13 protein-coding genes and 1 pseudogene are annotated in these 11,887 nt (G+C 37.7%); 9 read left to right on the plus strand and 5 right to left on the minus strand.

Features of this window, described 5'->3' with window-relative positions; all coding sequences use genetic code 11:
* A pseudogene (locus tag H1P_RS25010) lies at window positions 1–376 on the minus strand (DUF3854 domain-containing protein); the annotation flags it as partial.
* 166 nt (window positions 377–542) lie between these two features.
* On the minus strand, window positions 543–776 hold the full coding sequence (locus H1P_RS25015) for a hypothetical protein (RefSeq protein WP_144872484.1): 234 nt from the start codon (window positions 774–776) through the stop codon (window positions 543–545).
* A 179-nt stretch (window positions 777–955) separates the two neighbouring features.
* Between H1P_RS25015 and H1P_RS25020 the strand changes: the two genes are divergently transcribed.
* The 3 genes from H1P_RS25020 to H1P_RS25030 all read left to right on the plus strand — a co-directional run bounded on the left by H1P_RS25020 (window position 956) and on the right by H1P_RS25030 (window position 1,959).
* A complete protein-coding gene (locus H1P_RS25020; protein WP_144872487.1) occupies window positions 956–1,174 on the plus strand; it encodes a hypothetical protein in 219 nt (72 codons plus the stop codon).
* 202 nt (window positions 1,175–1,376) lie between these two features.
* Entirely contained in the window at window positions 1,377–1,565 is a 189-nt protein-coding gene (locus H1P_RS25025) for a helix-turn-helix transcriptional regulator (protein ID WP_222427222.1), read from the plus strand.
* A 55-nt stretch (window positions 1,566–1,620) separates the two neighbouring features.
* A complete protein-coding gene (locus tag H1P_RS25030) occupies window positions 1,621–1,959 on the plus strand; it encodes a hypothetical protein (RefSeq protein WP_144872495.1) in 339 nt (112 codons plus the stop codon).
* A gap of 30 nt (window positions 1,960–1,989) precedes the next feature.
* Here H1P_RS25030 and H1P_RS25035 read toward each other — a convergent pair whose 3' ends face one another.
* Window positions 1,990–2,175 (minus strand): hypothetical protein, encoded by a 186-nt coding sequence (locus tag H1P_RS25035; RefSeq protein ID WP_144872497.1) that lies wholly within the window; start codon window positions 2,173–2,175, stop codon window positions 1,990–1,992.
* Window positions 2,176–2,873: 698 nt separating this feature from the next.
* On the opposite strand from H1P_RS25035, the gene H1P_RS25040 reads away from it, so the two are divergent.
* Entirely contained in the window at window positions 2,874–5,888 is a 3,015-nt protein-coding gene (locus H1P_RS25040) for an Eco57I restriction-modification methylase domain-containing protein (protein ID WP_144872500.1), read from the plus strand.
* Window positions 5,889–5,901: 13 nt separating this feature from the next.
* Here the strand turns inward: H1P_RS25040 and H1P_RS25045 are convergent, their stop codons facing one another.
* A complete protein-coding gene (locus H1P_RS25045; RefSeq protein ID WP_144872502.1) occupies window positions 5,902–6,174 on the minus strand; it encodes a type II toxin-antitoxin system RelE family toxin in 273 nt (90 codons plus the stop codon).
* Entirely contained in the window at window positions 6,174–6,383 is a 210-nt protein-coding gene (locus tag H1P_RS25050; RefSeq protein WP_144872505.1) for a hypothetical protein, read from the minus strand. Before H1P_RS25050 ends, H1P_RS25045 begins: the two co-directional genes overlap by 1 nt.
* A 104-nt stretch (window positions 6,384–6,487) precedes the next feature.
* Here H1P_RS25050 and H1P_RS25055 point away from each other — a divergent pair, with 104 nt between their 5' ends.
* The 5 genes from H1P_RS25055 (at window position 6,488) to H1P_RS25075 (ending at window position 11,656) form a co-directional block, all read left to right on the plus strand.
* Window positions 6,488–7,057, plus strand: a complete 570-nt coding sequence (locus H1P_RS25055; RefSeq protein WP_144872508.1) for a Uma2 family endonuclease — start codon at window positions 6,488–6,490, stop codon at window positions 7,055–7,057.
* Window positions 7,058–7,094: 37 nt separating this feature from the next.
* The gene (locus H1P_RS25060) at window positions 7,095–7,334 is read left to right on the plus strand and encodes a hypothetical protein (RefSeq protein WP_144872511.1); all 240 of its coding nucleotides are present in this window, start codon (window positions 7,095–7,097) and stop codon (window positions 7,332–7,334) included.
* Window positions 7,322–7,765: a type II toxin-antitoxin system VapC family toxin gene (locus H1P_RS25065; RefSeq protein ID WP_144872515.1), complete on the plus strand. Its 444-nt coding sequence runs from the start codon at window positions 7,322–7,324 to the stop codon at window positions 7,763–7,765. Before H1P_RS25060 ends, H1P_RS25065 begins: the two co-directional genes overlap by 13 nt.
* Window positions 7,766–7,824: 59 nt before the next feature.
* Window positions 7,825–11,202 (plus strand): helicase-related protein, encoded by a 3,378-nt coding sequence (locus H1P_RS25070; RefSeq protein ID WP_144872518.1) that lies wholly within the window; start codon window positions 7,825–7,827, stop codon window positions 11,200–11,202.
* 106 nt (window positions 11,203–11,308) lie between these two features.
* Window positions 11,309–11,656 (plus strand): hypothetical protein, encoded by a 348-nt coding sequence (locus tag H1P_RS25075; protein WP_144872521.1) that lies wholly within the window; start codon window positions 11,309–11,311, stop codon window positions 11,654–11,656.
* Window positions 11,657–11,887: the final 231 nt, after the last annotated feature.

Consider the following 11,887-nt stretch of genomic DNA (forward strand, 5'->3'; position numbering starts at 1 on the left):
GAGGAACATCGTTAATTTTGTAACAGCGTTTCTTTAATGCTGAGAGATTGTTCCAGTGATATTTGTCTGTGGGATGGGCGGGTAAGAGTGCATCGTATTCATCCCCTAATGCCGTTCTGTACTTGGGTGCTTTTTGTCCTGGTTTGTTACTCCAGGGTTTGTGAGGGCGAACTTGATATTGACCGTTCGCGCCCTCAATCAAGATTCCTCCTGATTTGGCTGGGTATCCCAGGTAGGAAGTTGCTTGGGTTTGTGTTAAGGTTTGGCATCCAGCCATTACCCATTCTGGATTTAGTCCTCTTTTGACACAACAATGCTCGTAATCAGATTCTGATAACTGATTTTGGCGCAGAATAGGTGGTGCTAATATACTCATTCTGCACCTCTTCTTACTCTTCGGTTAGCAGGTACTACTTTTACTTGAGACGAAGCAGCAGGTATTATTGAACCTCGGTTTCTCGGTTTTTCCATTTCTTTTACTGGGCTAATTTTTTATGAGAAAGCCACCACTACCGAATAGATGTCGTGGTGGCGAAAAGGGTCTAGAATTCAGTGGGTATTTCTACTCCTAGCTTTTTAGCCCAATACTCTCTTTGTCCCAGTGAATAACCTGACCAGTAACTCTGTTCTTCTAATTGAGTTGGTTCTGAGTTCATTAATCCGTCAAACCAACCTACAGAATATAAATCTGTATCTAGGTTTGTTTGCTGGTTGACCCTCTCCCACTCTTGTCTTTCTCGATTTTTTTGTTCTAAACTAAGGTATAAGTTAATCATGTTGAATCCTTTCAGTATGGTTAGGAACGCAAGGGCAGTTAATAGTTTTCCAGGCTTGATAACTGCTCCTGCTGCTTCTATATTATAGGCTATTAAATAGAATGAAAAGCAATCTTTTTGTTAGACTATACATATGTACACATCTTTAGTGATTACTTTTCGACTACTTTTTTCTCTCAATGACTCACCCTAATTCACTTGCTAATCTTAAACATGATGGTCGCCCGCTCAAGCGAGGGTCAACTAAAAAGCCTCGACGCTTAAGTGTTACTAATGAAGGATGGGAAGGATGTCAGCAACTTAGCCTCGAACTTGGCTTGTCTGTTTCTGAAATTTTAGAGTCCCTTGGTCGTGGTGAACTCATTCTCAGTAAACCCTTAACTCGTTCTAATTCATAGCCTATAATAAAGAAATATTCATCTTACTTGATTTCCCAAACTGCAAATTTGGTTAGATATTCTCGAAAAGCGAGCGCAATCTTTGATCTGAGGGCGGTCGCTTTTGCTTTAAAGTAATTATATAAGTGAACTTATAAAAAATCAAGTTTGCTTATATAAAATAATTGTATAATTACCTTGTATATTAATGACGCGCAAATTTATGAATAAAAGAAAAGAATTGGGGCTTACTCAAAGACAAGTCGCCGAAGCAGTTGGCGTTACAGTTCAGACTGTTTCTAATTGGGAAACTGGACTTTATAATCCCAAGCTCACATTAGAACAAGTAGATAAATTATGCCAGGTTTTACAGTCTGATATCAAAGAAGTCAAAGAGATGTTCGTTTCATAAGCTAATCCACAACCGATATTTTTTCAATTCTCCTTTGTTCGATGTTTTTAGTCCCATGAAGCAATTTTGGCAACGCCACAAAATTCCACTATTGATGATTCTTTTCAGTTTAGCCTTGGGTTTTGCCCCTCTGATTTCAGTCATCTTAGCTGAGGTGATTGCTCATATAGGCAACTGCACGGTACATGAAGGCTTTGTTAACCCCTGTCAAATTGGCTCTTTTGAATTGGGCGAGCTTTTAGCTACAATGTTTGTCGCTGGCTGGTATATGTTGATTTCTCTTCCTTTGGGATTCATTGGTTTGCTTTTGGGATTTCTGACTTTAATGAGTCAAATCAAGAAGCGTAACCTCAGTTCGACGAAGCAAAAACTAGAAAAGTCCAAACATTCATGACGATTCTGAAATCTATACAGGTAATCTTACTTACCTTGGCGAATGAGCAATCGCATCACAACCCATTCTGAAAGCTGCATCACTTGTATAGTAAATTTCCTCTGGAGAATAGAAACTCAAATCAGGAAAGAGAATCGAGTATTGCCAGCAGCTACCATCGGTATAGAAGACGCACAACCAGCAATCATTAATATATATCAAATGTTCGATTTTCATAGAAAGTACGCTGCTCTATTATCTTCAATTGTTGAATAGTGCGAGATAATTGTCCATTGTTGAATAGGAACTTAATGCTTATTTTTAACTGTATTTTGCAGGAAATATGAGACCAAGATAGCGATCGCGAATTACCTCTTCTTGAGGCAAAAACCACAGTAGATGCCATCGCTACCTCACCCAAGAAAAAAGCGATAACCCATTCCGTTATCGCTCTCCTTAATTTATTATCGCGACCACTTGACCGTGAGAGAGGGCGACGGCTAGTCGTCATCTCTAATCACGGTGTTGACAGTTCTTTGAACTTTGGTCGCTAGCAACCGTTGATTCTCTTTTTGAATTACAGCCTCTTTTGCTACTGTATCTTAGCATTCAGAAGCGCGATCGCTTTAGGGGATCAAGAATAGGCTATAAAAAGCTAATTTATTTTAGTTATTTTATGTTGTTAATTATTTCAATTGCAATACGAACGAGATCACAGGGCATTTTTTAAAATTCAGTTAATTTAGCTTTATATTAACTCTATATAAAGCTGCTACTTTAAACGTAAATACATACAAACAAGTTTATTCTAAATAATTCAGGATTATTTAGAAAATAGCTTTTATTGAACTTTAATTAGTAATTTAGCACCTCTAACTTTTGATTTGGGGCTAATTTTGCTATGCGTTTTAAGTGGTGGCGAGGAATAGTTATCTATGTCTTCGTCTTCATTAGAAAAGAAAGTACATCAATCTCTTTTAAACCTAAATCGCGAAAAAAGTCTCAAGGATTTATTCTGGAGTCAATTAAATTATGATCGCGTAAATCAAGAACTGTCTCGTAGAAACTGGAGAGATCGCATTGCTTCAGAGTTAGCATCAGACCCTTTGTTATTGGCTTCTGGCGGTGCAAATAATGACTTTAGAATCATTTACAGCCGTTTCAAAAGCGATCGCCTGTTGAAGCAGAAAGAAAGAGAGGTAGTTAATAAGCTCTTACCAGACAATCCTTACAGCCTGTTTGTCTTTTCTAATGAAGCCAGAACACAATGGCATTTTCTCAACGTCAAATACGATGATTCTCCTCAGAAGAGAAAGCTTTTCCGACGGATTAAAGTTGAGGCTGGTGACAATCAATTAAGAACAGCCACAGAAAAATTAAGTTTACTAGACCTCGAATCTTTTAATTCGGATTCACCTCTAGAGATTCAAAAGCAGCATGACGAAGCATTTGATGTTGAGGTAGTTACTCAGAAATTCTTTAGCGAGTATCGTCAAGTATTTCAGCGAGTCGAAAAGTTAATCCAGGGTATCGACATCAGTGAGAAAAAGCGGTTATACACTCAAAAGCTGTTTAACCGTTTGATGTTTATTGCCTTTATCCAAAAAAAAGGCTGGCTGACTTATAACGGAAACAAGGACTATCTATCAGCATTATGGAAGGCTTACCGTAAAGAACAAACTAAACAAAGTAACTTCTATCGCGATCGCCTGTCTCTGCTTTTCTTCTCTGGACTCAATAATAGTTCGGGAGTCAACATTATCGATATTAATAATGGTGGCTTTTTCAAGGATGTCATTGGAAATGTTCCGTTTTTAAACGGTGGCTTATTCGAGCAGGGACAAGACGAGAAAGATTCAAACATATTAGTTCCCGACGAGTGTATAGACTCGATTCTGCATGACTTATTTCAGAAGTTTGCCTTTACCGTAACTGAAAGTACGCCCTTAGATGTAGAGGTAGCAGTTGACCCAGAGATGTTGGGAAAGGTGTTCGAGGAACTTGTTACGGGTAGACATGAAAGCGGTAGCTACTATACGCCTAAACCTATTGTTTCTTTTATGTGTCGCGAGTCTTTAAAAGGTTATCTCAAAACTCAGGTTGCAGAAGAATCTAAAGAAGCGATCGCACTTCTAGTTGACGAACAGAATTCATCGGAGTTAGCCAATTCAGAATCAATATTAGAAGCCTTGAAGAAAGTCAGGACTTGCGATTTAGCCTGTGGTAGTGGTGCGTATCTATTAGGTATGCTGCATGAGTTGTTAGATTTACGTCAGCGTTTATCCGATACCGAAGAAACTGATTCTAATACGGTTTATCAGCACAAATTAGAAATTATCCAAAACAATCTTTACGGTGTTGATATAGATGTTTTTGCAGTTAATATTGCCAGATTAAGACTGTGGTTGTCTTTAGCCGTAGATTATGAAGGAGATAAACCTCAGCCTCTACCAAATCTAAAATACAAGATTGACGTTGGTGATAGTTTAATTTCTCCCAATCCTACTGAAATCAAATTAACCGATGTTTTAATTGAGAAATATAGACAGATTAAAACAGAGTATATCAAAACTCACAACGGCGATCGCAAGAAAGTTTTAGACAAAGAAATTACCAAGTTAAAGAAAGAGATTTCTTTGATAACTTATGGCAACGATAAAGTTGATAAGTTTGATTGGAGTTTAGATTTTGCTGAAGTTTTTGCTGATGGCGGGTTTGATATTGTAGTTGCTAATCCTCCTTATGTTCGTCAAGAATTAATCAAGCATCTCAAACCATCGCTAAAAAAAGTTTTCCCAGAGGTTTATTCAGGAACAGCAGATTTATATTGTTTCTTTTATGCTCGTGCAGTTGAGCTATTGAAGAAAGGGGGGATGTTAGCTTTTATTTCTTCTAATAAATGGCTGCGTGCTAAATATGGCGAAAAATTACGTAAATATATTACTGACATATGTGAAATTGATAGCATTACTGATTTTGGCAGTTTGCCTGTGTTCAAAAGCGCATCAACTTTTCCTATGATTTTTACTGCCAAGAAAAGTTGTAGTAAAAGCAAATCTATTACTTTTACTCAAGTAAAATCTTTAAATATGCCTTATCCAGATGTACTTAAAATTATTCAATCTGAAGGATATATTTTGCCTAAAAATTCCGTTGTTAGCGCACAGTGGCTATTAACAGACGCTACTAATGCGAAACGTATTGAAGAAATGGAAGCCGTAGGAATAGCATTAGATAAATACGTAGGTGGTCATATTTATTATGGTGTCAAAACAGGATTTAACAAAGCATTCATAATTGATGGAGCAAAAAAAGAAGAATTAATTGCTCAAGACCCAAGGAGCGCAGAAATTATCAAACCACTGTCTGTAGGAAAAGATATTCGCAAATGGAATATTCATCTAAAAGATAAATGGCTAATATATTCACCCTGGCATCTGAATATAGACAGTTATCCTGCTGTGAAAAAACATTTTTTACAATATGAATTGGAACTTAAAAAACGTCCTGAATGTAAAAATGGTCGATATAAATGGTGGTGTATGGCGCGTTATGGAGCAGAGTACGCAAATTTCTTCAATCAGCCAAAAATTATTTTTCCTGATATTGCATCGAATTCTCGTTTTTCTCTAGACACAAGAGGCACATATATTAACAATACTGTATATTTTATTCCAACTACCGATCTTTATTTGCTTGGATTGTTGAATTCTTCAATCGTTTGGAATTATTGCAAAGAAAAATTAGCTGTTTTGGGAGATGCAAATAAGAATGGCGGACTTAGATTTTTTAGGCAATATGTCGAACAAATTCCTATTCCTAATGCTTCTAATTCTGAAAAAATAGCAATATCTAAATTAGTCCAAAAATGTCTTGATGCTAAAGGTGTTGATTGTGAGGTGTGGGAAAAAGAAATAGACGACCGCGTTGCTGCGCTTTATGGCTTGTAAAGTCGTCTCGAACTTATGGAAAATATCGATAAATTTCTTTCCGATGAAGAAAGCGTACAAAAGCAACAACATCTTGTTCGATAACCAAACCTACTCGGTAGTTACCAATCCTAGAACGATAGTGCAGTTTATTCTTTTTTCCCTTAAGCTTTTTAAGATTGGGAATTTGAGCCAGACTGTCTGCTGTTTCTACCGCTTTAATAAATTCTTCGAGACGATTAAGTGTTGCTTTGTCTTTGATAGTGCGAATGTCTTTTAGAAAACTATTTTTAAAATCTGTCTGCACTATTCACCACGCAATACTTTAAAGACTTCTTCTCGGCTAACAGATTCGCTGTTTTCACCTTCTTCGATAGCGTGAGATAATCCAATATCTTCTAAAGCTTCTACTAAGAGAGAACTTACTAAGTCTTGATTTTCTTCCATCACCTCGACAATAGCCTCTTTAAACAAAGCTTTCATCTTTTGGTCATCTGCGCTTACTGAATTAGTCATTTTAAATTCTTATTTTCATCTTCCTTATATTAATCCAATATAAATCATCTTCATTGTCTGTAGGACAATAGAAGAGAGAGTAAATCTTGTAGAAAAATAAAACCATGCGATCGCCCTTAAACCTTATTACCGTTGAAGAATACCTTAGATCAGAGCAAGATGCTGAAATACGTCACGAATACGTGGCGGGACAAATCTATGCAATGACTGGAAGCAGCAGAGAACATAATTTGATAGCTGGTAATATTTTGGCGTTGTTGCGTCCTCATTTACGCGGTAGTTCGTGTCGTGCTTTTGTTTCTGACATGAAAGTAGAGATACAAACCAGAAGCCAAAGAGCAGATTTTTTTTACTATCCTGATGTAGTAGTTACCTGCGATCCTCTAGATAGAGAACGTTACTTTTTAACTTCTCCTTGTTTGGTAGTTGAAATATTATCACCCAGTACACAAGCAACAGATAAACGGGAAAAACGAATCAATTACCAATCTTTAGACAGCCTACAAGAATATGTTTTGGTTTCTCAAGATGAAATCAAAGTAGAAATTTATCGTCGAGATAAAAATAATAATTGGACGGTAGAAACTTTAGATAAAGATGATGATTTGCAACTAAATTCAGTTGGGTTGACATTAACAATGGCAGACATCTACGAGGATGTTTTTAGTCTATAAATTTTGAACAGTTATTTAATAGAGGTAATTAAAACTCATGCAACCAGCTTTACATTTAACCACCAAAGTTTTACCAGGAAACAAGATAGAAATAGAAATTCCCGAAGGAGAAATCGGCGATACTGTTGATGTCTTCGTTGTGCTACCTCAAAAACCCAAAGCAAAGAAGCGATCGGCAATGGAAATACTAAAAGAAGTTCATGCCAAACGCCCTCCCAGAAGTGCTGAGGATATAGACAGACAGATTAGAGAGGAAAGGGATTCATGGGGCAGTTAGTAATCCCTTCTGGTAGCAAAGTCTATATAGATACGGTGGTAGCAATTTATAGTGTCGAGTGGAATGCTGAATATTTTGAGCTACTACAACCTTTATGGTTAAAGTTTCAATCAGAAGAAATTGAATTAATTAGCAGTGAACTAATTTTGATGGAAACTTTGGTTCTTCCTGTTAAAAACGAAGACTCTCTTTTGATAAATGCTTATGAAGAATTACTTTTATCCGAACCGATGCAGCTTATTCCAATAGACCAATCTATCTTACGGCGAGCAGCGAATTTGCGGGCTACCAACAGCATAAAGACCCCTGATGCGATCCACGCTGCTACGGCTATGTCTGTTAACTGCGACCTTTTTATAACTAACGACAAAGGCTTTCGTAATTTGGATAATTTGCCTGTAGTTATCCTCAGTGAAGTTTTAGCTTCTTAATTTAAATATTTATTACTTATTACTCATTACTTATTACTCATTACTTATTACTTATTTTCATGCCCAGTCACGACATTATTGATAATCGCAACCAAAAGTTAGTTGATAAAATTAACTGTATTCTCGAATCATCCGAAGCTGCTCATTTTGCTGTAGGCTACTTCTTCATTTCTGGTTTTACCGCAATTAGCGATCGCCTGAACAACATTAAGCAACTACGGTTACTGATTGGCAATACTTCCAATCGCGAGACAATCGAACAAATCGCTCAAGGATATAAAAGATTAGAACTGATAAGCGATCGCATCGAAGCTGAAAGCTATCCCAAACGCAGTCAAGTAAAAGAGATTAAAGCAGAAACAGTAGCAAATGTTCGTTCTGATATTGAGCTATTAGATCAAACAGACGAAGCACAGACGTTAATTAACAACCTGGTGCAGATGATTGAAGAGAAGCGTCTTGAGGTCAAGGTATATACCAAAGGAACGCTACACGCAAAAGCCTATATCTTCGATTACGGTAAGGTTTATGACGATAAAGGCAGAGAATTAGCTAGAACCGAAAATGGTATTGCTGCGGTTGGTTCGTCCAATCTGAGTTTAGCTGGTATCGAACATAATACCGAACTCAACGTAATGGTTCACGGTAACGATAACCATGCAGCCTTAACCGACTGGTTTGAAGAATTATGGTCAGAAGCAGAAGAGTTTGACGAAGCGTTAATGGAGGAGATGAAGCAGTCTTGGGCGGTGTCTCTGGCTACTCCCTATGATGTCTATATGAAAACGCTTTATACTTTGGTACGCGATCGCCTGGAAGATGTCGCCCCTAAAGATTTAATTGTCGATAACGAAATCAGTAAACAGCTAGCAGACTTTCAAAAGGTAGCTGTCAAACACGCCATCCAAAATATCCGCGACTACGGCGGTACGTTTGTGGCTGATGTAGTGGGGCTTGGTAAAAGTTTTATTGGTGCTGCGATCGTCAAGCATTTTGAACAAAGTGAAAAAGCCCGTCCTTTGATTATCTGCCCACCACCGCTAATTGATATGTGGGAACGCTACAACGAGATATATCATTTAAACGCCCGCGTTCTTTCTCTGGGAATGCTGAAGCAAGATGATGACAACACTTTTAGAACGTTACTAGAGAATTACCGCTATAAAGACCGAGATTTTATTTTAATTGATGAAAGCCATCACCTGAGAAATCATGGTACTCAACGCTATAAAGTTTTAGAAACATTTTTGGCTGCTGGTAAACGCTGCTGTTTATTAACTGCTACACCCCGCAACAATAGTGCTTGGGATATATATCATCAACTCAAACTTTTTCATCAAGACGATTTAACCGATTTACCTATCGATCCGCCGAATCTAAAAGAGTATTTTCGTGGAGTAGAGAAAGGCGATCGCAATTTACAAGATTTACTATCTCATGTTCTGATTCGACGTACCCGTAACCAAATCATTCGCTTCTACGGCTATGATGCTGAAACTCACCAAAAAGTAATTGAGTCTGGTAATTATCGAGATTACCAAACAGGAAAGCGTAAAGCCTATGTTTTAGTTGGCGGTCAACATCGCTTCTTTCCTAAAAGAGAATTAGAAACCATTGAATATAGTATTGAAGATACATATCAAGGACTCTACCAACAATTGCGATCGCACATCGGGAAGCCACGTAAAAAACAACTACGTAATCTATTAAAGAATGAACTTAGTTACGCCCGTTATGGACTATGGAATTTTGTCATCAAAGAGAAGCAAAATAAAGAACCCTATTTGACGCTACAAAGAGCGGGTTCTAACCTCCGAGGATTAATAAGAGTTTTACTATTTAAGCGTTTTGAGTCAAGCGTCTGTGCTTTTAAAACCACTGTCAAGAAACTATTAACAATCCACCAAAACTTCCTTGCTGCACTAGACGCTGGTATTGTCCCCGCAGGAGAAGAAGCACAAAAATTGCTTTCTCAAGAGAATCCAGAAGGCGAAGAAATAGATTTACTCAATGCTCTAAATGAAGTAGCCAGAAAATACGACATAGAAGATTTTAATGCTAAAAAGCTTAAGAAGCATATAGAGCATGATGTTCAAATCTTCCAAGAAATTCTCGAACTTGTCGAACCTATTACACCAGAACAAGATAACAAGCTGCAAACTCTTAAGCAGTGGTTAGACAAGCCTCTATTAAAAGGAAAGAAACGGCTCATTTTTACCCAATATGAGGATACAGCAAAATATCTATATGAAAATCTCAATCCCGACAACAGCATAGATGATATTGATGTAATCTACAGCAGCAGTGGTAAAAGCAAAGCCCTATTGGTAGCTAAGTTTGCACCCAAAGCCAATAAGGATTATAAGCTCAAAGCAGATGAACCAGAAATCAATACTTTGATTGCTACTGATGTCTTAGCCGAAGGTCTTAATATGCAAGATGGCGATTTAATTATCAACTATGACCTTCATTGGAATCCAGTCAAGCTAATTCAAAGATTTGGCAGAATTGACCGTATCGGCAGCGAAAAAGAGACAATTTACGGCTTCAATTTCCTGCCAGAATTAGGTATCGAACGTAATCTCGGCTTGCAGCAGAAACTCAGAAATAGAATCCAAGAAATTCATGACACCATCGGCGAAGATGCAGCTATTTTAGACCGTAACGAACAGCTTAACGAAGAAGCGATGTATGCCATTTATGGTAAGCAGTCAGAATCAGAAAACGTTCAACTAAGTCTGTTTGATGAAACCGAGGAATTGATGGAACTGACAGATGCAGAGGAAATCTTAAAACAATTGAAGCAAGACCATCCTGAAGAATACGATCGCATTACTAAATTACCAAATGGTATTCGTTCGGCTAGATTTTCAACTAAATCTGGTACATACGTCTTCTGCGAAGCATCAGACCCTAATCGTCCAGATATAAGAAGCTACCAGAAGTTATATTTAATAGACAAACAAGGCAACGTTATTACCGAAGATGTCTCTCGTATTCTGGGTTCGATTAAATGCGAACCTACAACTCCGACAGCTAAATTACCTCAAGACTATAATTCAATAGTTATGAGGATTAAAAGGCAGTTTGCTGAAGAAGTAAAACATCGTCAAGCAGAACGGGACTACAGTTCAAATTTAACCCAAGGACAAAGATATGTTTTGCGGGAATTAAGAACTTTGTTCAACTTCACTGAAGATGAGTCACAAAAGACCTTGATTAATCTTCTCGATCGAGTATTTCGGAATCATTTACCCCAAGCTATTAACCGCGAATTGAATGCTTTAAGGCGCAATGGAATAACTGGACAAGACTTATTTACTCATCTAGCAAGAATTTATAATCAACACGATCTACATAGATTAAGCGATCCTCAAAAATTAGTATTAAAATATCAGCCTATTGCATCAATAGTTTGTAGCGAAGAATTCGTGTAATGAATCATCAGTTCTTTTGCCAGATTTTCTTCTCCAAAAACCACAAAATTCACGATAACCATTATCATTATTATTGAGCAGAATGTAGGTAGAGACTGAAGAAATTATGAACGATGGCAGCACCAGAAGAAGAAGAGTCCGAAAAACTTCCTCCGAGAGTGAACTTGGAGAACCATCACTTTCACAAACCATAACTGATGGTAGCAAAGCCAGAAAAAGAAGAACTCGCTCGGAAAATCAATCAGATGATTCTCAACCTCTGTTAGAAGAACCAGAGGTTTCTGAAAACAGCATAATTAACACTCCTTTGCCAAGACAGAGTGCGACCAACCAAAAGATTGAAACAGAAACCCGTGATGAGAAAATTCAGTTATCAATGCCCAAAACCCCTATGACAAGAGGCATTGACCAAATTAAAGCTGAATTGGTGGAAGAGAGACGCTCCGCTCTCTGAGAAGTCCGATTGTTAGGGGTCGACCAGAGAATCGCTTCTCTAGCCTCCCATCCAAAACGTAGCGTGCCACTTTCACGGCACTACGCTCCTCCTGGCTTTTCGGTACTCTGTTTTCCTTCTGTAAACCACAGTAAAATGACATTTTGCAAGAAATTAACTTCAGGGTGTAGGGGTGGAAAAAAGGAAACCAAAATCCCCAATTTTATAATCGCTTATTATTACCTGTTAATC

The sequence above is a fragment of the Hyella patelloides LEGE 07179 genome, assembly GCF_900659865.1.
Lineage (GTDB): Bacteria > Cyanobacteriota > Cyanobacteriia > Cyanobacteriales > Xenococcaceae > Hyella > Hyella patelloides.